Here is a 24,138-nt window from a genome sequence, read left to right as displayed (position 1 = left end):
TTATTTATTTTCTATTTCTGCTGCCTTTTTTTCAACTTCTGAAATTACTTTATTTATTATCTCGCTAGTTAAAACTTTTTCACTTTGAATACCTGATAAATAAAGCATATTATTTCCTTTTCCACCGCCTGTTATGCCAATATCTGTCAAGGCAGCTTCACCTGGGCCATTCACAACACAGCCAATAATAGATAGTGTTATTGGGGTTTTTATATGGGATAATTTTTCCTCTAGTATTTTTACTGTATCAATTACTTGGAAAGCCTGCCTTGCACATGATGGGCAAGATATAATTTTTACTCCTCTGTTTCTTAATCCCAACGATTTTAAAATTTCATTTCCAATTTTAACTTCTTTTACAGGATCATCAGATAAAGATACTCTTATGGTGTCACCAATACCATCTAAGAGTAGTGATCCAAGACCTATGGCAGACTTAACACTGCCAGTAACAAAGCCTCCTGCTTCTGTTATTCCTAAATGTAATGGATAATTCATGACCTTAGAAAGTTGTCTGTAAGCTGCAATTGACAAAAATACATCTGAAGATTTAACACTTACTTTAAAATTAAAAAAATCTTCATCCTCTAAAATTTTTATATTTCTCAAAGCACTTTCTACTAATGCCTCTGGACAAGGTTCTTTATATTTTTCAAGAATATCTCTTTCTAAAGATCCAGCATTAACGCCTATTCTAATTGAACAATCATTATCTTTTGCAGCTTTTAAAACATCATGAATTTTTTTTTTATCTCCAATATTTCCTGGATTTATTCTTAAACACTTTGCGCCATTCTCCGCAGCTTCAATAGCTCTTTTATAATGAAAATGAATATCAGCAATTACAGGGATTTGAACATTTTTGGTGATTTCTTTTAAAGCTTTTGACGAATCTTCATCTGGACAAGACACTCTTACAATATCAGCACCTTCCTCATGAATTTCTTGAATTTGTTTTATTGTAGCTGACACATCAGTTGTCAATGTATTGGTCATAGATTGAACTGAAATTGGATTATTTCCTCCAACTTTTACATCACCTACATGAATTACTTTAGTTTTTTTTCTATCAATATTTCTAAAAGGCCTAAGGCTCATAAAATTAGTCTAATTTAAATTCTTTATGTAAGACCGCTATAGCTTTTTTAACATTCTTAGAGGAAATAAGTACTGAAATTTTAATTTCAGAAGTAGATATAACAAGAATATTTATTTTTTTTAAAGCTAAAGCTTGAAACATCCTATAAGTTATTCCAGGTGTAGTTATCATTCCTACTCCAATTATAGAAACTTTTGATAAATCTTTATCAAAAGACAATTTTTTATATGATATTGACTTATTTTTTTTAATTAATCTCTCAGTTTTTTTCAAATCCTCAGACTTAATTGTAAATGTTAAATCTGTTTCTTTTCCATTTTGAGAGATATTTTGAACAACCATATCAACATTAATTAAATTCTTTGATAATGGTCTAAAAATTGATGCCGCCACTCCAGGTCTGTCCTTAACTCCTACAATTGTAATTTTGGCATCATTTTTAGTTGAAGAAATTCCAGTTATAATTTGATTACTAAAAATCTTTTTTGAACCTGTTATTAAAGTTCCACTCTTTGCAACAAAAGAGGATTTAACTTTAATATCAATTTTATTTAACTTTGCATCCTGAACTGAAGTAGGCTGCATTACTTTTGAGCCAAGAGATGCCATCTCTAACATTTCATCATAAAATATTTTTTTAATTTTTTTAGCTTTGTTATATTGCCTTGGGTCTGTAGTATAAACTCCATCTACATCAGTATATATTATACACTCATCTGCTTTAATAAATTTTGCAAGCATAATTGCTGTTGCATCAGATCCACTTCTTCCTATAGTAGTAATTCTAAAATCATTACTAATACCTTGAAAACCAGTTATAATGGGTATACCGCCTGATTTAATATATTTATTCAGTTCTTTAATGCCTACAGAGCTAATTCTTGCACTTGAATGAGGACCATCTGTTAAAATAGGTAATTGCCAAGATGTCCAAGATCTTGATTTAAACCCATTATGTTTTAATCTTCCTGCAATAAGTGCACAAGAAACTTGTTCTCCAGTTGAGACTAGTGCATCGTATTCTGCTCTATCAAAATTATTACTAATCAGTTTAGATTTATTTACCAATTCATTTGTCACACCACTCATTGCTGACGAAACAACTACTATCCTATTTTTTTTCTTTTTATAAAAAGCAATTATTTTACATACTTTTTTTATTCTATCTATGCTTCCTACAGATGTACCACCAAATTTTAATACGACTGTTTTCATGCTAGCTTTAATTAATAATATTTAATAAATAATGGATAAAATACATCTAAATAACTATGTCAACTATTTATCACAATGACTAGCATAAATAAAAAAGAAATAGATAAATTTTCTAAAATAGCTGATGAATGGTGGGATCCAGAAGGTAAATTCAAACCACTTCATAAATTTAATCCAACAAGAATAAAATATATTAAGGAAAATATTATTAATAATTTCAAATTAAAAAATAAATCTAAACCTTTATCAGGAATAAAAATTTTAGATATTGGCTGTGGTGGAGGATTGTTATCTGAACCAATGTCAAGAATGGGTGCTAATGTAACAGGTATTGATGCATCTGATAAAAATATAAAAATTGCAAAACTTCATTCAAAAAAAAATAAGCTAAAAATTAATTATTTATGTTCTTCACCAGAAAAACTTACAATTGAAAAAAAATTTGATGTAATTTTAAATATGGAAATTGTCGAACACGTGGAAGATATAGATTTTTTTTTAAAGTCATGCTCAAAGCTTTTGAAAAAAAATGGACTAATGTTTGTTGCAACGATAAATAAAACTTTGAAATCTTATGTTTTTGCGATTGTTGGAGCAGAGTATGTTTTGAGGTGGCTACCAATTGGAACACATGAATGGGAAAAATTTGTTAAACCTGAGGATCTAAAAAAAATTTTAATGAAGTATGATTTATCTCTCAATAAATTAGAGGGTATGAATTTTAATATTATTAAGGATGAATGGAGTATTTCTAAAGATTTATCTGTAAATTATATAGCTAAGTTTATTAAAAACTAATTTTCTTTTTCATCTATCCAAGGAATCATCTGAGCATCTATACCTTCTTCTTTTAATTCTTTTAAATCTTCCTTTGATGCACTTCCATAAATACCTTTTGTTTTTTTTTTACTATTATAATGAATTGATCTAGCCTCATATGCAAAATTATCACCAACATATTTGAAATTATCTTTAATAAATTTTTGATAATCTTTTATAGTTTTTTTGACTATATTATATTTTTCGAAATCTATTTTTTTATCTATTTTTAATTTACTATTAATTAATTGAGGAGCCATTATAGTTTTTTCAACTTTGAATGAATTACACTTATGGCAATTCAAAAGTTTTTTCTTTTTTAATCTTTCATATTCGTTTGAAGATGCAAACCAACTATCTGATTTTAAATCACAGTTTTTACAAATGAGTTTATATTTAATCATAATTCTTAATTAATTATACTTTTTAATTTTTCAATAAGTTAACTTCTATAATCTGCATTAATTTCAATATATTTTTTCGTTAAATCCATCGTATAAGCTGTGAAGTTTTTCTTTCCCGTAAAAGTCTCAATATTAATTTCAATATTTTCTCCTTTCATATAATTTGCTGTTTGTTTTTCATCATAACTTTGATTTAATTTTCCACCTTCAACAATTATTATATCTCCAAACTTAATTAATAATTTATTTAGATTAATTTTAGGTCCTGCTTTGCCAATTGCCATTATTACTCGTCCCCAATTTGGGTCTTCTCCAGCAATTGCAGTTTTTACTAATGGAGAATTAGCAACTGAGAAAGCAATTTTTTTTGCATCTATCTCATTTTTGCACTTACTAACATTTATTGAAATAAATTTTGATGATCCTTCACCATCTGAAACAACTCTTTTGGCTAGATTTAAAAGAACACTATTTAGAGCTTTATCAAAATTTTTAATTTTATTTTCGTTTATACTTTTCACTTGGAAATTTTTTACCTCATTAGTTGCAAAAATAGTTGCCATGTCGTTGGTGCTAGTGTCACCGTCACAGGATATAGCGTTAAATGTATTAGTTATATTTTTTTTTAATAGCTTTCCCAAAATATCATTAGATAAGGTTGCATCAGTAAATATATATGCAAGAGTCGTAGCCATATTTGGATATATCATTCCTGATCCTTTGGCTATTCCATATATTTTTACTTTTTCACTTCCAATATGACATTCCTCCATAGCTAATTTTGGCTTCGTATCTGTAGTCATGATTGCAAGTGCTGCCTTCATCCAAATAAATTTATTTTGGGTGTAACGAATTTTATTTATTAAATTTGGAATATTTTTAGAAATTTTTTCATACGGAAAAATTTCTCCAATAGTGCCTGTGCAACCAAAAATTATATTTTTTGTAGAAATTTTCCTAGGATTATCCTCATCCTCCTCTTGTTTTTTATTTAATTGTTTTGCTGTTAAATCTGCTATTTTTTTTAAACTTTCATAACCCTGCCTTCCTGTGAAAGCATTTGCATTTCTTGTATTTACAATAAGGGAATATATTTTTTTTGGTCTTTGGTTAATATTCCATTTTATATTTTCAGATACTATTTTTGACTGAGTATAAACAGAAGCATAATTCGCGCCTTCTCTGAAATAGAACATTGTTAAATCATCTCTTATATCTTTATATAAATTTGCGGAAACAACTGAAATTGAAAGACCATCTAAATGATCAAGGTCTTGAAAATCAATCATTTTAGTATTTTTTGATTGAGATGATAAAAAATTTGTTAAATTAATTCCCATATTGTTTAAATTATTTATTTAATACATATATTAAACAATATAATTAAAGAATAAATCAAATAGTAATGTTTAACCCATTAAATTTAATAACAAAATTTATCAAATCTAGTAATCAAAAAGAGCTAGATAGAATTGGTAAAATTGTTGAAAAAATAAACTCACACGAGGATGATTTTAAAAATTTAAATGACGACGACTTTCCAAAAAAAACTAATAAATTTAAAAATCAGTTAAAAGATGGAAAAACTTTAGACGAGTTACTTCCTGAAGCTTTTGCATTGGTTAGAGAGGCTGCCAAAAGAACACGTAACGAGAGACACTTTAATGTTCAGTTAATTGGAGGTGTTGCTTTGCATGAGGGTAAAATTGCTGAAATGAGAACTGGAGAAGGAAAAACTTTAACAATTACATTGGCTGCTTACTTAAATGCCTTAAGTGAAAAAGGTGTTCATATAGTTACAGTTAACGATTATCTTGCAAAAAGAGACTCTATAGAAATGGGGGAGATATATAATTTTCTAGGTCTAACTTCTGGATTTATTAATAATTATCAAGATGATACAGAGCGTAAAAAAAATTACAATTGTGACATTACATATGCAACTAACAGTGAATTAGGTTTTGATTACCTAAGAGACAACATGAAATTCTCTGAGGAACAAATGGTTCAGAAAGAACATAATTTTTCAATAGTAGATGAGATAGATTCTTGTTTGATTGATGAAGCAAGAACACCTCTGGTGATATCTGGAGCCGCTGAAGATAAAACAGCTCAATATTTAGCAATTGATAAATTAATTAGAAATTTAAACGATAAAGATTATGAGATAGATGAAAAAGAAAAAAGTGTTCTATTAACAAATGATGGAATAACTAATGTAGAAAAACTTTTTTCTAATGCTGGAATTTTAAAAAATAATAATTTTTATGATCCAGAAAATTTACATTTGGTTCACCACGTTAATCAAGCATTACGTGCAAATCATTTATTTGAGAAAGGAAGAGATTATATTGTAGCAGATGGAAGTCTTAAAATTATTGACGAACTTACTGGAAGAATTTTAGAGGGTAGGCGTTTTGGAGATGGTTTACATCAAGCTCTTGAAGCTAAAGAAAAAATACAAATTCAGGCTGAAAACCAAACATTAGCTTCAATAACATATCAAAATTATTTTAAACTTTATAAAAAAATATCTGGTTGTACTGGTACAGCTGCTACAGAGTCTGAGGAATTTTTTGAAATTTATAATCTACCTGTTGTTGTCATTCCTACAAACAAAGAAATGATCCGAAAGGATTTTAATGATTTAATTTTTAGAACAGAAAAAGAAAAGAATGATGCTATTATAGAAAAAATAATTGAAAGAAATAAAATAGGTCAACCTATACTAGTATTTACCTCAAGCATTAATAAATCTGAAGTTTATTCAAATTTATTAGATCAAAAAAATATTAAACATGTAGTGTTGAATGCAAAAAATCATGAAAATGAGGCTGAGATAATTGCAAATGCAGGAAAAGAAAATTCATTAATAATTACAACAAGTATTTCAGGAAGAGGAGTTGATATTCAACTTGGTGGTAAGAAAGGTTCTGTTCCAGAAGATCAACTTAAAATAGATAAAGATAAAATTAAATCTTTAGGCGGTTTATTTGTAATTGGCACAGAAAGAATGGAGTCTAGAAGAGTCGATAACCAGGCAAGAGGAAGATCTGGAAGGCAGGGAGATGAAGGCAGTTCAGTATTTTATGTTAGTCTTGAAGATGATTTAATGAGAATTTTTGGATCAGAGTCTATGAATACTATGCTAGAAAAACTAGGACTCAAAGACGGTGAAAGTATTGATCATCCATGGATTAATAAAGCACTAGAGAGAGCTCAGCAGAAAGTTGAAGCTAGAAATTTTGATATAAGAAAAACACTTATTAAATTTGATAATGTTCTAAATGATCAAAGGCATGTTGTATTTTCACAAAGAAAAAATGCGATGAATAGTGAAAATATCTTTGATTATTCAGATGAATTTTTAAAAGAAATATATGATGATTTAATAAAGTTAAAAATTTCAAATTTATCCAATCCAAAAAGTAATGAATTTTATAACAAAACAAAGCAAATAATTGGAAAAAGCTTTGAAGAAACTGAGTTTAAGAATCTAATTGAAGCTAAAGATAATGATTTTAGAAAAAAAATCTCTACCAAATTCCAAGAAGCAAGAAACGAGCGTATTAAACTTCTAGGGGACAATCATGCTAAAGAAATAGAAAGAAGAATTTTTCTTCAATCAATCGATTTAAATTGGAAATCACATATTCAATATTTGGAGCAATTAAGACAAGTTATAGGGTTAAGATCTTATGGTCAGAGAGATCCGTTAGTTGAATATAAAAAAGAAGCATTTGAATTATTTTCAAATCTTCTAGAAAAATTAAAACTAGATTTTGTAACAATTCTTATGAACTTAAAAGTGGTGATGGAATCAAACAACGAAACACAGGATTCAAAGAAAATCGATATATCTGACAATCCAAAATGTTTATTGTTAATTAAAAAAAATCAAAAAATTTCTAGAAATGATAGATGTGAGGCCACAGGAAAAAAATTTAAAAACTGTTGTGGAGCCTTATAGAATTTAAATTAGTAAAAGTATTGAAGAAACTAAAATTAACCCTCCAATAATCGCTAGTAATATTTTTTTTGATTTAAAAATTTGATACAAATTATTTTTCTTAATGGTTAATTTGCTTAAATCTTCTGTACTAGTCATAAAACCATCGTTTCTTCCAATTTTAAGAAATTTATTTTTTCTTTCAGTCATTATTTCCTCTGGTGATAATTCGTCAAAATAATTTAAATTTTTTGTTAAAGTTTGTTTTACATTGTTTAATATAATATCTCTATCTCTGTGTGCACCACCTAAAGGTTCGTCAATTATTTCATCTATAACTTTTAATTTTAATAAATCTTTAGCTGAAAGCTTCATAGCTTTTGCGGCATCAAGCATTTTTTTTGGATCTCTCCAAAGAATAGTTGCACATCCCTCTGGAGATATTACTGAATAAATTGCATTTTCTAACATAAGAACTTTGTTTGAAGAGGCTAATGCTATTGCTCCACCAGAACCACCCTCACCTATGATTATTGCAATTGTTGGAACCTTAAGTTCCATACAGCACTCAATTGATTTAGCAATTGCTTCTGCTTGACCTCTTTCTTCAGCACCAACTCCCGGATATGCTCCTGGAGTATCAATAAAAGAAATTATCGGAATATTAAATTTATTTGCTAAGTTCATTAACCTGATAGTTTTTCTATAACCCTCAGGCCTCATCATTCCAAAATTTCTCTCAATTCTGCTATCTAAATCTTCTCCTTTTTCTTGGCCTATCACCAATAGAGATTTTCCATTAAATTTTGCAAATCCAGTTAAAACTGATTTATCCTCACCGTAATATCTATCTCCAGATAGTGAGATAAAATCATCAAATAAATTATCTATAAAAAATTTAGCTTTTGGTCTATCTTCGTGACGAGCAACCATAGTAGTTTGCCAAGGGTCTAAATTAGAATAAATATTTTTTAATTTTTCATCTATTTCATTTTGAGTACTTGAAATTTTTTGAGTATCGACTTCTGATAATCCCTCTTGATTGTAAGGATCTTTTAATTTTTCTAGTTCGTTTTCTAGATCTTTAATTTCTGTTTCAAAATTTAGATAATTTTTCATGTTTTATTTATAACGGATGGTTAAAATACAAAAAAGGCAATAAAATGATATTAAATAAGGTGTAATTCTTACTAATTGACTTAAATCATTTAACAGATACAAATTCATTATCGGGAGAGACTATTTATAGCGCCGAAGGAGCAACCACCCCGGAAACTCTCAGGCAAAAGGACCGATTAAAGCATAACACTCTGGAAAGAGATTGATTTCCGCCGAAGGAGTAAAGCTCTCAGGCAAAAATACAGATGGGGTAAGAAGTTAAGTGCTATGCAAGAAAAATACATTAAAATTAATAATCTTCAAGTATCTGAAAAGCTATCAAAATTCGTAAATGATGAATTATTAAAAAATACAAATGTATCTTCAGAAAATTTTTGGTTAGGTCTAGAAAAAACCCTGGATGAGCTTGCCCCAAAAAATAAACAATTAATTAAATTAAGGGAAGATTTACAGAAGAAAATAGATGATTGGCATATCAGAAATAAAGGTAAAAAATTTAATTTAGATGAGTACAAAAAATTTTTATTAGAAATTGGTTATTTAAAAAATGAAGGACCTGATTTTAAAATAGAAACTGAAAATGTAGATGAAGAAATTACAACTATAGCTGGACCTCAGCTAGTTGTACCTGTCATGAATGCAAGATATGCACTAAATGCTGCTAATGCAAGATGGATGAGTTTATATGATAGTCTTTATGGTACAGATGTAATTGAACAGTCTGAAGACAGCGTATCTGAACGGTATGACCCTTTAAGAGGTGAAATGGTTATAAAATATGGAAGAGATTTTTTAGATAAATACTTTCCATTAGCTGGATTAAGTTGGAATAAAATTACAAGCTTTGCTGTAAAATATGGGAAATTAAAAGTTTTAAAAGGTGCTGATATTTTTGATTTGGAGGACGAAAATAAATTTGTTGGGCATAGAGGTGAAAGTGATAATCCATCTGCAATTATTCTAAAGAATAATAATTTGCATATTGAAATTCTAAAAGACTCGAGAGCTTTTGCTGCTCAACAAGATCATGCTGGTATTAGCGATATAATACTAGAATCTGCGGTGTCAACAATTTGTGATAATGAAGATAGTGTAGCGGCTGTTGACTCTGAAGATAAAATTATTTGTTATCGAAATTGGCTAGGTCTAATGAAAGGAGATCTTAAGTCAAAATTTGAAAAAGAAGGTAAATTATTTGAGAGAAAATTAAATCCACACAGAAGCTATATCTCAAAAGATGGAAAAGGTTTAAAGTTACATGGTAGAAGCCTTTTACTTGTAAGAAACGTTGGTCATCTAATGACTAACCCTTCAATTTTATTGAGTGATGGAAGTGAAATACCTGAGGGTATTATGGATGCATTTATAACTACAGCAGCTGCACTGCATGATATTAAAAATAAAAATAATTCAAGAACTGGATCAGTTTATATTGTAAAACCTAAAATGCACGGTCCAGACGAGACAGCATTTACAGATTTAATTTTTTCTAAAGTTGAAGAAGTTCTAAATTTACCTAAGTACACTTGTAAGATTGGTATTATGGATGAAGAGAGAAGAACATCAGCAAATTTAAAAGAATGTATTAGAAGTCTTAAAAATAGAGTTTTTTTTATTAATACTGGTTTCTTAGATAGAACCGGTGATGAAATGCATACATCAATGGAAGCTGGTCCTATGATTAAAAAAGGTGATATGAAGTCATCTAAATGGATTACTGCATACGAAAACAACAACGTTGATATTGGTTTGAGTTGTGGGTTTTCTGGTAAAGCTCAAATCGGAAAAGGAATGTGGGCAATGCCAGATAAAATGAAAGATATGATGGAACAAAAAACAGGACACTTAAAAGCAGGAGCAAACTGCGCATGGGTTCCTTCTCCAACAGCAGCTGCATTACATGCTTTACATTATCATGAAATAAATATTTTTAATGAACAAAAAAAATTAATTGATAGAGAGCCAGCTAAACTTGATGATCTCTTAACAATCCCAATAGCAGACAGACCAAATTGGTCTGTGGAAGATATAAACAAAGAAATTTCTAATTCAGCGCAAACCTTATTGGGTTATGTTGTAAGATGGGTCGATCAAGGTGTGGGTTGTTCAAAAGTTCCTGATATTAATAATATTGGCTTGATGGAAGATAGGGCAACACTAAGAATTTCTTCACAACATATTGCCAATTGGATCCATCATGGAATTACAACAAAAATACAAGTAACTGAGATAATGAAAGATATGGCTAAAATAGTAGATGACCAGAATAAAGATGATCCGCTATATGTTAAAATGAGTGGTGATTATGAAAACTCTATAGCATTTCAAACTGCGTGTGATTTGGTGTTTAAAGGTAAAGAGCAACCTTCAGGTTATACCGAGCCATTACTTCATTTAAATCGATTGAAAAAAAAATCTAATCTGAGTTCGAAACCAAATTAGATCGATTTTTAAAAGCAGAAAATAATGTCCCATCGTCTAGACTCTCAATCTCTCCTCCGACTGGCAAACCTTGTGCTAATTTAGTAATTTTAACATCTAAATTTTTTAGACTATCTTGAATGTAGTATGCAGTTGTTTGACCTTCTACAGTTGCACTAGTTGCAAGAATTACCTCCTCAATTTTATCTCTGTTAACTCTTTCTACTAACGAGTTAATTAATAAATCTTCTTTTCTTTGGCCAACTGAAGAAATAGTTCCACCCAAAATATGAAAATAGCCCTGAAAGATATTTGAATTTTCAATCGACCATTGGTCTGCAATATCCTCTACTACACAAATTTTATTGTATTTTTCTTTTGTATTCTCACAATTCAGACATCCATTTGAATTTGACTTTAATGCGCCACAAGAATTGCATCTAACTACATTTTTATACATTTGCGCCAATGTATTTGCCATAGGTTTTACAAGTTCATCACGATTGTTTATTAATTTTAAAACGATTCTTTTTGCTGATTTGGGACCTAAACCAGGAAGTTTTGAAATTAATTTAATTAATTCTTCTATCTCACTGATGTTTTGCATCTATTATAAAGGCCATTTAAAACCAGGAATTCCAAAGCCTCCAGTTGCTTTTGAAATTTCCTCCGTTGTTTTTGATTTAAGTTGAGATTTAGCACTATTATGTGCTGCAACAATTAAATCTTCAATAATGGTTTTGTCCTCTTTCAAAATTTCATCAGATAACTTTATTGTTTGCATCTCTCCCTCCCCATCTAAAGTTATCTTTACAGAATTTGAACCCGAAACTCCTTCAACTCGAATTTCCTTAATCTTTTGTTGGCTTTCTTTCATTTTTGCCTCAAGTTCTTTTGCTTTATCTAAAATTTTACTAAAATCAGTCATTATCAACTCCGTCTTTGTTTGAATTTACATCTATTAATTCAGCATCAGGGAATTTATCAATCACACTTTTAAATATTTCTAAATTTTTCATTTCATCCATTAACTGTTTTTTTATATTTATTTCTTTATCTTTTACTGACATTTGCCCTTTTAATTTACTAAACGTAATAATCCATCTTTCACCGGTCCATTCAAAAAGCTTTGATGATAAATCTTTTACAAAATCTTTATCTAAACTTTCATTAAAAGATATTTCAATTCTATTTTTTTCAAATTTTACAAGGTTAACATTTTTTTCTAACTCGTATTTAAGTTTGATCTCTTTTTTTTTTGAACAAATTTCAATTAAATCCTCAAATGCATTTATATTAATTTTATTTTCTGCTTTAATTTCTGTCTGAACTTCTGGTTTGATTTTTTCTTCCTGTGCAACATTCTTAATTTGATTTATTGTTTTAGAAGTTAATTCAGTTTCTGTATTCTTTGCAAAATTTTCACTTTTCAAGTGAGTCTCAACATTTTCAATTTTATTTTCAGATTTTACAGAACTTAAATGCATTAGTCTTATTAATAACATCTCAATTGAAAGGTGTTGATTGGAAACTATGTCTATCTCTTCGAGAGAAGAGATGGCAAATTGCCAAAATAATATTAATACCTCTGAGTCTATTTGATTTGATAAATTTTTAATTTTAGAAAATTCTTCATCATTTAATGAAAAGTTTGTACTTTCTAAAGTTAAAGAATTAATATTTTTAAAGTAGTAAAGTAACTCTAAGAAATCATTAATAAAAACCTTTGGTTCAACACCTTGGTCATAAATTTTTCTATAAATACTTATTACTTTTGTTTCTTCACCTTTTAAAATTAACTCAAACAAATCGATTAATTGCGATTTATCAAAATACCCAAAAATTTTCTGAGCTGAATTTAAGTCTAATTCTTTTCCTTCGTCCAAACTTAATAGTGCTCTATCGAGCAACGATAAAGAATCTCTAACAGAGCCCTCAGAAATTTTTACTATAAGTTTTAAAGCATCGTCTGTTATTTTTCCATTTTCTTGGTCCTTAATTTTTTTAATAAACTCCAATAATTCTGAGGATTTAATTCTAGATAGATCAAATCTTTGACATCTAGATACGACTGTAATTGGAATTTTTTTAATTTCTGTAGTTGCAAAAATAAATTTTAGATATTCTGGTGGTTCCTCTAAAGTTTTTAATAAGGCATTAAATGCTTGTTTGCTTAACATATGAACTTCGTCAATAATGAAAATTTTATATTTAGCCGAGGTCGGTCCATATCTTGAAAATTCGATTAAATCTCTTACGTCATCTACACCTGTTTTGCTTGCTGCATCCATTTCAAGCACATCTATATGACTAGACTCACTTATAGATTTACAGCTTTCACAAAAGTTTTCTTTACATAAATTAACGATACCATTTGAGCAATTAAGTGCTTTTGCAACAATTCGTGCTGTTGTGGTTTTTCCTATTCCTCTTATTCCAGTGAACAAATATGCATTAGGTATTTTATCAGCTTTTATAGAATTGGTAATAGTTTCAGCAACAACCTCTTGACCAATAAGATCATCAAAAGTTTGTGGTCTATATTTAAGTGCTAATACTTTTGAATTATTATTCATATACCTATAAGGAGACTAGAACCTGAATAACTGTCTCTACGACTGCTTCCGTTAAGATCTGGTCGGGTTCAAGCAGCATCCACCTCTAGCCTCCAGAACCATTATAGCAGTTAAAATTTCTAATCAACAAGAAAAGATTCTTATTTATTTTGTCTCAAGTTATCTGCTTCGAAAACACCTAGAACGTGAAAATCCTCACAATGTAGACCTAGCTCTTCAAGAGATTTCTGAACTTTTGGATCCTCGATGTGTCCATCCAAATCACACAAGAAAAAATAAGAGTCGAAACTATTTTTTTCTGGATAACTTTGTAGTTTAGTTAAATTTACACCATTAATAGCAAAACCTCCTAGTGATTGATAGAGTGCAGCTGGCTTACTTTTCAATTTAAATAAAAAAGAGGTTATGTAAGTTTTATCTTTAAATTCTGGTTGAGAAATATTTTTTCCCATAACCAAAAATCTTGTCAAATTTCCACTTTCGTTTTCAATATTTTTTTTAATTACTTCTAAGCCATAAATTTTGGCACTCAATGAGGATGCTATAGCTGATTGCTTAACATCTTTTGTTTTAGAGATCATTTCAGCAGATCCAGCAGTATCTGCTCTAATATGTTCAACTAAATTATTTTCTTTTATAAATTTTGAACACTGAGACAATCCCTGTGCGTGTGAGTATACTTCTTTGATATCTTTTAATTTAGCACCAGGTTGTCCTAATAAGTTGTGTTCAATTTTCTGAAAGTGCTCTTTATATATATTTAGCCTATGTTTAAATATTAAATATTCAATTCCAATATTACCGGTAATTCTATTTGACTCTGGAATTATAATTCTGCTATTTGGCTCCTCAGATGCTTTGTTGAAACAATCATCAAAAGTTTTACATGGCAAAATCTCAGCCTTGGGATCAATTGAAAGAGCTGCTAAATGAGAATATGCACCAAAGGTCCCTTGAAAATAAATTTTACTCATCAATTCTTATATTCCATTATTTTTTTCAAGGCTACATAATCTTCCTCTGTATCTACTCCTATTGGAGATGACTTTGCAAGTGATACATTGATATCAATATTATTGTCTAATGCTCTTAATTGCTCTAACCGATTTTCTATTTCATTTTTAGATTGATTTAACTGAACAAATTTTTCGAGTGAATCTTTTGAATAACAATAAACGCCAATATGATGATAAATATTATCTATCTTCTCAGACTTTCTTAAAAAAGATATTCCCTTTGGAAAATTGTTCTCCACTAAAGTATTTTCTGTAATGACCTTTACAATATTTTCATTTTTCAAATTTTTGTTGTCTTTCATTTTTGCAGCAAGAGTTCCTATATTAGGGCGATTTTGTAACATTTTATCATTCAATCTTACTATATCTTGGATGTCGATTGCTGGTTCATCACCTTGTAAATTCATAATGAAATCAACATCTCTAATATTTGATTTTTTAAATGCCTCATGAATTCTATCTGTACCTGTTTTGTGTTTATTGCTAGTTAAAATAGCATTAAAACCATTTCTCTTTACATCATCAACTATTTCCTGGTCTTCGGTTGCTACAATAACGTCACCAATGTTGGCTTCTTCAGCTTTTTTAGACACCAGTGAAATAATTGATAAACCATTTATTTTTAGCAAAGGTTTACCTGGAAGTCTTGTAGCGGACATTCTAGAGGGTATAATAACTAAAGTTTTCATTATATTTTTAAATTATTATACTCATTAAACAACTACAGAGGCAAATTTATACATTAAATTTTAGCTTTTTTTTAATTTATCATGTTATACGTTCATTACAAAATTTAGAAAAAATGGATTCTTTCGAAATAAATAAAATTGTTGCTGCAGTTTTAATGGTTGCCTTGCTTATTATCGGTATTGGAAAATTATCTGATGTTATATTCTATGTAGAGAAACCTGAGAAACCTGGTTATTCAGTTGAGGTGGAGGCTGCAACTACTGTTTCCACAACTAACTCAAGTTCAGAAGTGGAAAAAATTGATATAGCTACTTTGATGGCAATGGGAGATATTGCGACCGGAGAAAAAGTTTTTAAAAAATGTGCTGCTTGTCATTCAATAGTTAAAGGCGGAAAGAATGCTATAGGACCTGCTCTGTATAATGTTGTAGGAAGAAAGGTTGGGGGAGTGGAGGATTATAAATATTCAAAAGCATTGGCAGCATATGATAAAGAATGGACTTTTGAAGAGTTAAACGGATTTTTAAAAAAACCAGCTAAGTATATTAAAGGAACAAAAATGGCTTATGCGGGTTTAAGAAAAGAAAGTGACAGAGCATCAGTTATAAAGTATTTGAATGAAAATTCTGATAATCCTTTACCTCTACCTTAATTTTCCTAAACAATATAATAAAATACTTTTTTGTACATGCACTCTATTGAGTGCTTGTTGCCATACGCAAGATTGTTTTCCCAAGAAAACATCTTCACTCACTTCATCTCCTCTGGGTAAACAATGTAAAAAAATACAACTTTTTTTTGCATAACTCATTAATTTTTTATTAATTTTAAAATTTTTAAACGCTTCTATTTTTTTCTTCTTATTAACTTTGTCGTTTAAAGAAATAACCTTATCAGAAAAAATTACGTCAGCGCCAGAAACTGCTTCTTTCGCATCATTATAAATATAAATTTGTTTATCATTTTTTTTGACCCAAGTTCTAACTTCTCTTCCTGGTACAAATTTTTTTGGACAACCAATACTTAGCTTGAAAGAAAATTTCACTGATGCGGCTATTAAACTATCTAAAACATTATTGGAGTCACCTATCCAGCAAATATTTAAATTAGAGATAGGTTTCTTCTTAATTTCTTCAACTGTAAAAACGTCAGACAAAACTTGGGTAGGGTGAGATGAAGGGCTTAAACCATTAATTACCGGTATTGACAAATATTTTGCAAACTTTTCAACCTTTTTATCACTATCGGTTCTAAGCATAAATCCATCGCCATAAGTAGATAAAATTTTAGCTGTATCAGCAATACTTTCTCCACCTTGACCTAAATGAAGTTCATTAGATCTTAAAGTCAAGGTACCACCACCTAATTGTTTGATAGCTAAATAAAAGCTTAATCTTGTTCTTAGACTAGATTTTTCAAACATTTGAATTAATAATTTTCCTTTTAATGGTGAGCCCTTATCAACCTCAAGTGTGCTTAGTTTTTTTCTTAAACTTTTTCTTTTCTTCGCATCAGTAATGATCTTTCTCAAATCTTTTGTAGGTATATCTTTTAGATTTATGAAATGTTTCATAATTATTTTACTTCTGAGCAAACTTTGTCAATTATTTTTAAAGCTAAATCTATTTCTTTTATTTTGACATTTAAGGGAGGTAAAATACGAATAACATTTTCAGCTGCACGGATAGTTAACAATTTATTTTCCATTAGTTTTTTTATAAACTTAGTTTGATCTTTATGAAGCTGTATTCCGATTAACAAACCTCTTCCTCTTATTTCTTTAATAATACTTGGATATTTTTCCTTTAACTTATTTAATTTCGAAAAAAAATATTTTGAAGATCTTTTTACGTTATTTAGAAATTTTTTACTTGAAATGATATCCATTACTGTATTTCCAACAGCCATAGCTAAAGGATTACCACCAAAAGTTGAGCCATGTGTACCAGGTTTCATGCCTGAAGCAACTTTTTTATTCATTAAGACTGCGCCAATAGGAAATCCTCCACCTATTCCTTTTGCAATTGGAACTATATCAGGTTTTATTCCTGATCGTTCAAAAGCAAAAAAATCCGACGATCTGCCAATTCCGTCTTGGACTGAGTCCGCTATGAGAAGTATTTTTTTTTTATCACAAAGTTTTCTTAACTCTTTTAAACAGAAATCTGGGATTACCTTAATTCCACCCTCCCCCATTATATTTTCAACCATAATTGCTGCTGTATTCTTAGTAATTTTTTTCTTTAGTGATTTATGATCCCCAAAAACAAAGTGATCAAATCCTGGAACTTTTGGACCAAACCCTTCAGTCATTTTCTTAGATCCACTTGCAAAAATTGCAGCTAAAGTTCTTCCATGAAATGCATTTTGAACACATAAAACTCTATTTTTATGTGGTTTGCCAATAGAATAGAAATATCTTCTAGCAACCTTTATTGATGCTTCAGTGGCTTCTGCTCCTGAATTTTGAAACATGACATAATCTGCAAATGTTTTTTGGCACAACTTTTTAGCTAATTTTTCTCCCTCCGGAATTTGAAAAGCATTAGAAACATGCCAAAGTTTTTTTGACTGATTTCTTATTGTTTTTACTAATTTTGGATGAGCATGACCTAATGAGTTAACTGCTATTCCTTGAACAAAATCTAAATATTTTTTTCCATCTGTTGAAAAAAGATAACTTCCTTTTCCATACTTAAAGGCAATTTTTTTTCTATTATAATTTTTTGCTAAATAGCTCATAATCTTAATCAGTATTTATAAATTTTAATTATTAGATACAAGTTATGATTGAAAATACTTATTAAACAATTTTATCTGTTTTTGTTGATAACTCTGAGATTTTCCTTGTTTAATTTATTTACATATCAGTATATTGTTGTTTTTATAAACTATAATACAACATGTTGATATGAGCTGGAATGAAGAAAAAGTAAATAAACTGAAAGAACTTTGGGGCAAAAGTCATACTGCTAGCCAAATTGCTGAAATTATAGGTGGCATTAGTAGAAATGCAGTAATTGGTAAGGCCCATAGATTAAATCTTTCAGCGAAAATTAAAACAAGAGCAGCAACTTCAAATCAAAATTTTGAAAATTTACAAGATAAAAAAAATTTCAAATCCAAAAGAGGGAGAAAAAGTAAATTTAAATCTTTAATTATCGAAAAGGACTTTGAACCAGAAAATCCCAAACAACTAGAAGAATTAGATGAGAATTCTTGTAAATGGCCAATTGGACATCCAAACGAAAAATCATTTTATTTTTGCGGTAGATCTTCATTAAAAGATTTTTCTTATTGCAAACTACATCTTTTGTATGCTTACCAACCTAAAGGTAAAAAAGAAGAAGATAATGAAAAAGAGGAAGTGACAGATCTTATTCAGAAGAAAATAAAGTCAGCCTAATAACTAATTATTAATATTATTATCTTGATTCTTGTCATCTAGATATTTTTCAGTTGAAAATTGTCCACCTTCTCTCCACATATAACAATACTTTTTAACTTCATGATCAAAAAACCTAACACTAGGAATCCCAATATCTGAATTTGTTTTATATTTTCCAGATGATATATTATCATATTTTAGCAATCTCAATTGATCTCTTGTAAGTAATGGAGTTGGTAAAATTTCAAAAAATCTCGCTGTTAAATGAGCAATAGGCAAAGGAAATGGTAGTAAAAATCTTTTTTTACTAATCAATACCTGTAATTTCTCTAAAAGCTCTTTAAAAGATATAATTTCTGGACCAGTGCACTCAATTATTTTTGGATAAATATTTTTTGAAATTACATGATAAATAATATCTGTTAAATCTGAACAATGAATTGGTGCAAATTTTGTTTTACCATTATAATAAATTGGGAAAAATGGTAATCTGTTTAATAATGTCATTAAGTTAGTAGTAAAATTATCATCCACAGAATATACTACTGATGGTCTTAAGATTGTAGTTAACGGAAAATTTTTTAATACATTGTCCTCACCTTTTAATTTACTTTTTGCATAATCAGAGTCTTTTGCCTCATTTATTCCTAAAGCTGATAAATGAATAAAATGCTTAATATTATATTCCTTGCAGAGCTTAGCTAATAGCGAAGGCCAAACCGAATGAATATTTTTAAATGTATTACCCCCTTTTTTTTCAAATAAAATCCCAATTAAATTTATACAAATATCTGTTTTTTTAAAAAGATTTCTAATTTTACTTTCATCAAAAATATTAGCTTCTACTACATCAATATAACCAGCATTTGCTTGGGTTTTAATTATGTAACTCTTTTGATGAATATTTCTGGTTACAACTGTTACTCTGTAATTATTTTTGGTTAGCTTCCTAATTAAGTTTCGACCAATTTGGCCACTTCCACCAAAAATTATACAATTTTTTGCTTTCATTTGAATTCCATTATATATGTTTAGAATGAGTAATAATATTCAACTCTACAAAAATGATTTACCAGATGATTTAGATTTAGGCAATCTAATAGCTGTTGATGGTGAGTTTATGGGTTTAAATGTAAGACGAGATCCTCTTTGCTTAATTCAGATATCTTCAGGAAATTCTGATGCTCACATAATCCAATTTGATAGAGAAAATTATAACGCTCCAAATTTAACAAAATTACTTTCCGATAAGTATATCACAAAGATATTTCATTACGGAAGAGCAGATATGGCTCATATTAAATACTATTTAAAAACAGAAACTAATAACATTCTTGATACTAAAATTGCTTCAAAATTAGCAAGATCTTATTCTGATAGTCACTCACTTAAAACATTAATAAAAGAATTTATTAATATTGATATTAGTAAGCAGTTTCAAAGTTCAGATTTTGGAGGCGAACTATCTCCAGCTCAATTAAAATATTGTGCTAATGATGTAATATACTTGCATAAAATTCATGAAGAACTTAAAAAAATATTAGAAAGAGAGAATAGAATTGAACTTTATAAAAATTGTCTTAAATTTTTAAAAACAAGAGTTGATTTAGATTTGGCTTTATTCAAAGATGATATTTGGTCTCATTAGATTTTATGAAAAAAAAAATTAAATTTATAGCAAACGAAGTAATAGATCTTGAAATAAATGCTTTAAAAAAACTCAAATCATCATTAAGTTCATCACTTGAAACAGCAGTTGATTTAATCACAAATTGCCAATCAAAGGTCATAGTTTGCGGTGTTGGAAAAAGTGGGATTATTGCATCTAAAATTGCAGCTACTCTATCATCTGTTGGTACTCCAGCATTTAATATTTCTGCTAATGATTGTAGTCATGGTGATTTAGGAAGTATTGCAAAAAAAGATATAGTTATTTTAATAAGTAACTCTGGAAATAGTTCAGAATTGAAAAATATAATACAATTTGTAAATCGATATAAGATAAAATTAATTGGAATAAGTTCAAAAAAAAATTCATTACTAAATAAAAATTCAGATGTTAAACTTTTAATCCCTGAAGTAAAAGAAGCTGGATACGGTATTGTTCCAACTTCTAGTACAACAGCTCAACTTGCACTTGGTGATGTTATCGCTATTGCTACTATGCAAAAGAAAAAATTTGGTAAATTAGATTTTAAAAGATTTCATCCGGCAGGAAGCTTAGGAAATAAACTGAAAACAGTCGAAGATTTAATGATAACCAAAACTAAGATGCCTTTTATTAATGAAAATTTAAATGTTAAAAAAGCTTTAAAGATTATTAGCTTAAAAAAATTAGGAACAGTAATTACGAGAGATAAAAAAAATAATACTACTGGAATTTTAACTGATGGTGATATTAAAAGACTTTTAAATAAATTTGATGATATTAAAAAACTTCAATTAAAAAAAATTATAAAAAAAGGACCAATAAGTGTAAATAAAGATCTTTTGGCAGTTAAAGCATTAAAAATTATGAATGATAAAAAAATAACTTCTTTATGTGTTCATTCTAAATCAAAAAAAAATAAGACAATAGGCTTGATACATATCCATAATATACTTGATGCTAACATTCAATAGGCAAGAATGTATAAAACTTTAATTCAATTATTTTTATTATTAATATTAATTTTAATTATTTATCTTATTTCTAATAAATATTTTTATACTGTAGATAAAATTGAAGAGGTAAATAATGATATTTCTCTAGACGTAGAAAAAAACAATTTACCAAATAAAGATCTCGTAAAAAAAAGTTTAGATAATGAGATTATAAATCTTACATATGAAAAATTTGACACAAACGGTAACAAGTATTTAATCAATGCCAAAAAAGGAATATTAGACAACGATCGTCCAAACATTATTTATATGAGTCTGATTGAGGCTTCACTAGACTATGTAAATAACGAAAAATTAATAATCAATTCTAAGGAGGCAATTTTTAATAAGCAAAATTTCAAAACAACTTTTTCAACAGATGTAAAATTAATCTATAAAGAGCAAACACTTGAAAGTGACTACTTAGAGTTTTTATTTGATAAAAATATTGCAATATTCAAAGATAACGTTAAATATAATAATCTAAACATCGAAGCTTTTAGTGATATTGTGGTAATAAATTTGTTAACAAAAGAAATAGATATTAAATCAAAAAACCAGAAAAAAATTAGAATAAGAAAAAAAAACTAATGGCAATTGTAAAAAAATTTAGAATTACTTCTTTTAAGCGTGAAAAAAGTTTTATATCATTAGAAAATATATCAGTTTCGTTTAAAAAAAATCATCAAATATTAGATAATATATCTTTAAAAATACCAAAAGGACAAATATTAGGGTTACTTGGTCCTAATGGTGCTGGAAAATCTACATTAATGAATGTCATTTCGGGGCTGATAAAGCCCAACTACGGTAAAATAAAAATAAACAACAATGATATTTCAGATCTTCCAATTTATATAAGAACAAAAAAATTTAAAATTTCTATAATTCCACAATTTGGAGGTCTTTTTGCATCTCTTACAACTGAACAAAACATTAGAGCAGTTGCTGAAATTTTAATCAAAGATAAGACATTTATTAATATAAAAATAAATGAACTAATAGCAAAATTTGAATTAGACTCAGTTAAAAAAATTGAAGCAAAGTATTTATCTGGTGGTCAAAAAAGAAGGCTGGTTATAGCCATGGGATTAATATCAAAACCAGATATTGTACTAATGGATGAACCTTTAGCAGCACTAGATCCCCAAACAATTCAAATGTTGCAAAATACTATAGTAAATCTTCAGTCAGATTTAAATTTGACTATAATTATTACTGATCATCAAGCTCGAGATCTGCTCGCAATTTGTGACAAAGCTATAATCCTTTCAAATAGTAAAATAGTTGCCTCAGGTACGCCAAATGATCTAATGAAAGATGAAAGTGCTAATAAGTTTTATTTTGGAAATAATTTTCAGTTTAATTAGAATAATTGAATTATAGCATGTCAAATTTAATAAAGATAAATAATAAGATTAATAATTTTAATAAAACAATTACAGTTCCGGGGGATAAGAGTTTAAGTATTAGATGGGTTCTGTTTTCTTCAATGGCGCTAGGAAATTCAAAAGCTTTGAACTTACTTTTATCAGATGATGTTTTAGCAGCAATTAGAACAGTAAAAAAATTTGGAATAAAAGTAAAATTAAATAAAAAAAGTTGTACTATTTATGGAAATGGACTTTACGGATATAATTATAAAAAAAATATCATAATCAACGCTGAAAACTCTGGAACTTTAGGAAGGTTAATCATGGGTATTTTAATTGATACTCCTCATAAAATTAAAATTATTGGAGATAAAAGTTTATCGAGAAGAGACTTTTATAGAGTCGCTGGACCATTAAATAAATTTGGTGCTAAAATTAATCTTACAAAAAATGGATTGCCTTTAACAATTGAGGGAAATAAAAATTTACGTCCAATTAGATACTTAGAAAACAGAGGTTCTGCACAGTGTAAAAGTAGTGTTATTTTTGCAGGTTTAAAAACTAGAGGTAAGACATTTATTAAAGCAAAAAAATCTAGAAATCACACTGAACTTTTATGTAAGCATTTGAATTTACCTATTAAAGTTAACAAAACTAAAAACTATGATTTAATTGAGGTTAGTAAAGCTAAAAAAATTAAACCTCTAAATTATAAGATACCTTCTGACATAAGTTCTGCAGCATTTTTTATAGTACTGACAGCTTTATCAGATAATTCTGAATTACTAATTAAAAATGTAAATATAAATCCATCAAGAATTGGCATAATAACTATTTTAAAAAAAATGGGAGTTAATATAAAATTTAAAAATAAAAAAAAATACAAAGGCGAAACAATAGCTAATATTTTTGTAAATAGCTCAAAAAAACTAAAAGCAATAAATTGCCCAAAAAAATTCAATAGTTTAGCTATTGATGAATTTTTAGTTATTTTTTTAATTGCTGCTAAATCAAATGGGATATCTTATTTCAAAGATATAGGTGAATTAAATAAAAAAGAAAGTCCAAGACTTAAATGGGCATCAAAAATCTTAAGTAAAATTGGAATTAAAACAATTTCTACAGAAACCTCAATAAAGATATTTGGAAACCCTAATTTAAGAGTGAATAAAAAAATTGAAATTAAAAATTATCTAAAAGATCACCGTGTATTTATGACCAGTGTAATAGCTGCTTTAGCCTTTGGTGGAACATGGTATATACATGACAAAAACTCTATCAACACTTCTTTTCCAACATTTTTAAATATAATAAAAAATTTATCAAAATAATGCATAAAATCGGTAAAAATCTAAGTAAAAAGTGAAAAAATCTAATTCTAAAAAATCTCAAGATTCATTGTTGCTAAATAGATCAAAACTTACTA

Annotated in this window: 23 protein-coding genes and 1 riboswitch; of the genes, 10 read left to right on the top strand and 13 right to left on the bottom strand. The window is 28.3% G+C overall.

Translation table 11 applies throughout. The features are described 5' to 3' along the window. Together ispG and AMN81_RS04430 are read right to left on the bottom strand one after the other, a co-directional pair. Positions 1 to 1,098: a flavodoxin-dependent (E)-4-hydroxy-3-methylbut-2-enyl-diphosphate synthase gene (gene ispG, locus AMN81_RS04435; protein WP_072090886.1), complete on the bottom strand. Its 1,098-nt coding sequence runs from the start codon at positions 1,096 to 1,098 to the stop codon at positions 1 to 3. 4 nt (positions 1,099 to 1,102) lie between these two features. Further along, the gene (locus AMN81_RS04430) at positions 1,103 to 2,314 is read right to left on the bottom strand and encodes an aspartate kinase (protein ID WP_072090885.1); all 1,212 of its coding nucleotides are present in this window, start codon (positions 2,312 to 2,314) and stop codon (positions 1,103 to 1,105) included. A 75-nt stretch (positions 2,315 to 2,389) separates the two neighbouring features. On the opposite strand from AMN81_RS04430, the gene ubiG reads away from it, so the two are divergent. Then, entirely contained in the window at positions 2,390 to 3,112 is a 723-nt protein-coding gene (gene ubiG / locus AMN81_RS04425; RefSeq protein WP_072090884.1) for a bifunctional 2-polyprenyl-6-hydroxyphenol methylase/3-demethylubiquinol 3-O-methyltransferase UbiG, read from the top strand. On the opposite strand, the gene AMN81_RS04420 is transcribed toward ubiG, so the two are convergent. Further along, the gene (locus AMN81_RS04420) at positions 3,109 to 3,537 is read right to left on the bottom strand and encodes a DUF1178 family protein (protein ID WP_072090883.1); all 429 of its coding nucleotides are present in this window, start codon (positions 3,535 to 3,537) and stop codon (positions 3,109 to 3,111) included. The two genes, ubiG and AMN81_RS04420, sit on opposite strands and share 4 nt — an antisense overlap. 38 nt (positions 3,538 to 3,575) lie before the next feature. Next, positions 3,576 to 4,877 (bottom strand): bifunctional glutamate N-acetyltransferase/amino-acid acetyltransferase ArgJ, encoded by a 1,302-nt coding sequence (gene argJ, locus AMN81_RS04415; protein ID WP_072090882.1) that lies wholly within the window; start codon positions 4,875 to 4,877, stop codon positions 3,576 to 3,578. 65 nt (positions 4,878 to 4,942) lie between these two features. On the opposite strand from argJ, the gene secA reads away from it, so the two are divergent. Continuing rightward, complete coding sequence (gene secA / locus AMN81_RS04410; protein ID WP_072090881.1) at positions 4,943 to 7,507, top strand: preprotein translocase subunit SecA; 2,565 nt, start codon at positions 4,943 to 4,945, stop codon at positions 7,505 to 7,507. 3 nt (positions 7,508 to 7,510) lie between these two features. Here secA and AMN81_RS04405 read toward each other — a convergent pair whose 3' ends face one another. Then, entirely contained in the window at positions 7,511 to 8,605 is a 1,095-nt protein-coding gene (locus AMN81_RS04405; RefSeq protein WP_072090880.1) for an acetyl-CoA carboxylase carboxyltransferase subunit alpha, read from the bottom strand. 101 nt (positions 8,606 to 8,706) lie between these two features. Further along, positions 8,707 to 8,790, top strand: a riboswitch (glycine riboswitch). An 82-nt stretch (positions 8,791 to 8,872) separates the two neighbouring features. Here AMN81_RS04405 and AMN81_RS04400 point away from each other — a divergent pair. Then, on the top strand, positions 8,873 to 11,047 hold the full coding sequence (locus AMN81_RS04400; protein ID WP_072090879.1) for a malate synthase G: 2,175 nt from the start codon (positions 8,873 to 8,875) through the stop codon (positions 11,045 to 11,047). Here AMN81_RS04400 and recR read toward each other — a convergent pair. The 5 genes from recR to kdsB form a co-directional block, all read right to left on the bottom strand. Then, positions 11,022 to 11,633 carry a recombination mediator RecR gene (gene recR / locus AMN81_RS04395; RefSeq protein ID WP_072090878.1) on the bottom strand — a complete coding sequence of 204 codons (612 nt, stop codon included), beginning with the start codon at positions 11,631 to 11,633 and terminating at the stop codon, positions 11,022 to 11,024. The two genes, AMN81_RS04400 and recR, sit on opposite strands and share 26 nt — an antisense overlap. Before the next feature lie 3 nt (positions 11,634 to 11,636). After that, positions 11,637 to 11,954, bottom strand: coding sequence for a YbaB/EbfC family nucleoid-associated protein (locus AMN81_RS04390; RefSeq protein WP_034390172.1), 318 nt, complete (start codon positions 11,952 to 11,954; stop codon positions 11,637 to 11,639). Next, on the bottom strand, positions 11,947 to 13,602 hold the full coding sequence (dnaX, locus tag AMN81_RS04385; RefSeq protein ID WP_072090877.1) for a DNA polymerase III subunit gamma/tau: 1,656 nt from the start codon (positions 13,600 to 13,602) through the stop codon (positions 11,947 to 11,949). Before dnaX ends, AMN81_RS04390 begins: the two co-directional genes overlap by 8 nt. Positions 13,603 to 13,742: 140 nt before the next feature. Then, positions 13,743 to 14,576, bottom strand: coding sequence for a prephenate dehydratase domain-containing protein (locus AMN81_RS04380; RefSeq protein WP_072090876.1), 834 nt, complete (start codon positions 14,574 to 14,576; stop codon positions 13,743 to 13,745). After that, positions 14,576 to 15,307, bottom strand: coding sequence for a 3-deoxy-manno-octulosonate cytidylyltransferase (gene kdsB, locus AMN81_RS04375; protein WP_256998228.1), 732 nt, complete (start codon positions 15,305 to 15,307; stop codon positions 14,576 to 14,578). The genes AMN81_RS04380 and kdsB overlap by 1 nt, the downstream gene beginning before the upstream one ends. 113 nt (positions 15,308 to 15,420) lie before the next feature. Here kdsB and AMN81_RS04370 point away from each other — a divergent pair, with 113 nt between their 5' ends. Then, a complete protein-coding gene (locus tag AMN81_RS04370) occupies positions 15,421 to 15,960 on the top strand; it encodes a c-type cytochrome (protein ID WP_072090874.1) in 540 nt (179 codons plus the stop codon). Here AMN81_RS04370 and argF read toward each other — a convergent pair. Next, positions 15,952 to 16,881, bottom strand: coding sequence for an ornithine carbamoyltransferase (gene argF, locus AMN81_RS04365; RefSeq protein WP_072090873.1), 930 nt, complete (start codon positions 16,879 to 16,881; stop codon positions 15,952 to 15,954). The two genes, AMN81_RS04370 and argF, sit on opposite strands and share 9 nt — an antisense overlap. A 2-nt stretch (positions 16,882 to 16,883) precedes the next feature. Further along, on the bottom strand, positions 16,884 to 18,050 hold the full coding sequence (locus tag AMN81_RS04360; protein ID WP_072090872.1) for an aspartate aminotransferase family protein: 1,167 nt from the start codon (positions 18,048 to 18,050) through the stop codon (positions 16,884 to 16,886). A gap of 169 nt (positions 18,051 to 18,219) precedes the next feature. Here AMN81_RS04360 and AMN81_RS04355 point away from each other — a divergent pair, with 169 nt between their 5' ends. Next, positions 18,220 to 18,714, top strand: a complete 495-nt coding sequence (locus tag AMN81_RS04355) for a GcrA family cell cycle regulator (RefSeq protein ID WP_072090871.1) — start codon at positions 18,220 to 18,222, stop codon at positions 18,712 to 18,714. 3 nt (positions 18,715 to 18,717) lie between these two features. Here AMN81_RS04355 and AMN81_RS04350 read toward each other — a convergent pair whose 3' ends face one another. Next, entirely contained in the window at positions 18,718 to 19,707 is a 990-nt protein-coding gene (locus AMN81_RS04350; RefSeq protein WP_072090870.1) for a complex I NDUFA9 subunit family protein, read from the bottom strand. A 25-nt stretch (positions 19,708 to 19,732) separates the two neighbouring features. Here AMN81_RS04350 and AMN81_RS04345 point away from each other — a divergent pair, with 25 nt between their 5' ends. Genes AMN81_RS04345 through aroA form a run of 5 tightly spaced genes read left to right on the top strand, consistent with a single transcriptional unit; the run spans position 19,733 to position 24,043 of the window. Next, the gene (locus AMN81_RS04345) at positions 19,733 to 20,344 is read left to right on the top strand and encodes a ribonuclease D (RefSeq protein ID WP_023854376.1); all 612 of its coding nucleotides are present in this window, start codon (positions 19,733 to 19,735) and stop codon (positions 20,342 to 20,344) included. 5 nt (positions 20,345 to 20,349) lie between these two features. Beyond that, complete coding sequence (locus AMN81_RS04340) at positions 20,350 to 21,318, top strand: KpsF/GutQ family sugar-phosphate isomerase (RefSeq protein WP_072090869.1); 969 nt, start codon at positions 20,350 to 20,352, stop codon at positions 21,316 to 21,318. A gap of 6 nt (positions 21,319 to 21,324) precedes the next feature. Then, on the top strand, positions 21,325 to 21,930 hold the full coding sequence (locus tag AMN81_RS04335) for an LPS export ABC transporter periplasmic protein LptC (protein ID WP_072090868.1): 606 nt from the start codon (positions 21,325 to 21,327) through the stop codon (positions 21,928 to 21,930). Then, complete coding sequence (locus AMN81_RS04330; protein ID WP_072090867.1) at positions 21,930 to 22,709, top strand: ATP-binding cassette domain-containing protein; 780 nt, start codon at positions 21,930 to 21,932, stop codon at positions 22,707 to 22,709. Before AMN81_RS04335 ends, AMN81_RS04330 begins: the two co-directional genes overlap by 1 nt. Positions 22,710 to 22,726: 17 nt before the next feature. Continuing rightward, complete coding sequence (gene aroA, locus AMN81_RS04325; RefSeq protein WP_072090866.1) at positions 22,727 to 24,043, top strand: 3-phosphoshikimate 1-carboxyvinyltransferase; 1,317 nt, start codon at positions 22,727 to 22,729, stop codon at positions 24,041 to 24,043. Positions 24,044 to 24,138: the final 95 nt, after the last annotated feature.

The organism is Candidatus Pelagibacter communis, from assembly GCF_001179845.1.
GTDB classification, from domain to species: domain Bacteria; phylum Pseudomonadota; class Alphaproteobacteria; order Pelagibacterales; family Pelagibacteraceae; genus Pelagibacter; species Pelagibacter ubique_Q.
The sequence above is the reverse complement of the archived record's forward strand: the minus strand, read 5'-3'. Positions and strand labels throughout refer to the sequence as shown.

Bases quoted from the DNA above. Each gene is read 5' to 3' on its own strand.
- secA (WP_072090881.1), top strand. From the start codon at position 4,943: ATGTTTAACCCATTAAATTTAATAACAAAATTTATCAAATCTAGTAAT.
- AMN81_RS04380 (WP_072090876.1), bottom strand. From the start codon at position 14,576: ATGAGTAAAATTTATTTTCAAGGGACCTTTGGTGCATATTCTCATTTA.
- argF (WP_072090873.1), bottom strand. From the start codon at position 16,881: ATGAAACATTTCATAAATCTAAAAGATATACCTACAAAAGATTTGAGA.
- AMN81_RS04405 (WP_072090880.1), bottom strand. From the start codon at position 8,605: ATGAAAAATTATCTAAATTTTGAAACAGAAATTAAAGATCTAGAAAAC.
- aroA (WP_072090866.1), top strand. From the start codon at position 22,727: ATGTCAAATTTAATAAAGATAAATAATAAGATTAATAATTTTAATAAA.
- ispG (WP_072090886.1), bottom strand. From the start codon at position 1,098: ATGAGCCTTAGGCCTTTTAGAAATATTGATAGAAAAAAAACTAAAGTA.
- AMN81_RS04350 (WP_072090870.1), bottom strand. From the start codon at position 19,707: ATGAAAGCAAAAAATTGTATAATTTTTGGTGGAAGTGGCCAAATTGGT.
- AMN81_RS04420 (WP_072090883.1), bottom strand. From the start codon at position 3,537: ATGATTAAATATAAACTCATTTGTAAAAACTGTGATTTAAAATCAGAT.
- AMN81_RS04340 (WP_072090869.1), top strand. From the start codon at position 20,350: ATGAAAAAAAAAATTAAATTTATAGCAAACGAAGTAATAGATCTTGAA.
- AMN81_RS04390 (WP_034390172.1), bottom strand. From the start codon at position 11,954: ATGACTGATTTTAGTAAAATTTTAGATAAAGCAAAAGAACTTGAGGCA.
- AMN81_RS04355 (WP_072090871.1), top strand. From the start codon at position 18,220: ATGAGCTGGAATGAAGAAAAAGTAAATAAACTGAAAGAACTTTGGGGC.
- AMN81_RS04330 (WP_072090867.1), top strand. From the start codon at position 21,930: ATGGCAATTGTAAAAAAATTTAGAATTACTTCTTTTAAGCGTGAAAAA.
- AMN81_RS04400 (WP_072090879.1), top strand. From the start codon at position 8,873: ATGCAAGAAAAATACATTAAAATTAATAATCTTCAAGTATCTGAAAAG.
- AMN81_RS04370 (WP_072090874.1), top strand. From the start codon at position 15,421: ATGGATTCTTTCGAAATAAATAAAATTGTTGCTGCAGTTTTAATGGTT.
- kdsB (WP_256998228.1), bottom strand. From the start codon at position 15,307: ATGAAAACTTTAGTTATTATACCCTCTAGAATGTCCGCTACAAGACTT.
- AMN81_RS04345 (WP_023854376.1), top strand. From the start codon at position 19,733: ATGAGTAATAATATTCAACTCTACAAAAATGATTTACCAGATGATTTA.
- AMN81_RS04360 (WP_072090872.1), bottom strand. From the start codon at position 18,050: ATGAGCTATTTAGCAAAAAATTATAATAGAAAAAAAATTGCCTTTAAG.
- dnaX (WP_072090877.1), bottom strand. From the start codon at position 13,602: ATGAATAATAATTCAAAAGTATTAGCACTTAAATATAGACCACAAACT.
- AMN81_RS04335 (WP_072090868.1), top strand. From the start codon at position 21,325: ATGTATAAAACTTTAATTCAATTATTTTTATTATTAATATTAATTTTA.
- AMN81_RS04430 (WP_072090885.1), bottom strand. From the start codon at position 2,314: ATGAAAACAGTCGTATTAAAATTTGGTGGTACATCTGTAGGAAGCATA.
- argJ (WP_072090882.1), bottom strand. From the start codon at position 4,877: ATGGGAATTAATTTAACAAATTTTTTATCATCTCAATCAAAAAATACT.
- recR (WP_072090878.1), bottom strand. From the start codon at position 11,633: ATGCAAAACATCAGTGAGATAGAAGAATTAATTAAATTAATTTCAAAA.
- ubiG (WP_072090884.1), top strand. From the start codon at position 2,390: ATGACTAGCATAAATAAAAAAGAAATAGATAAATTTTCTAAAATAGCT.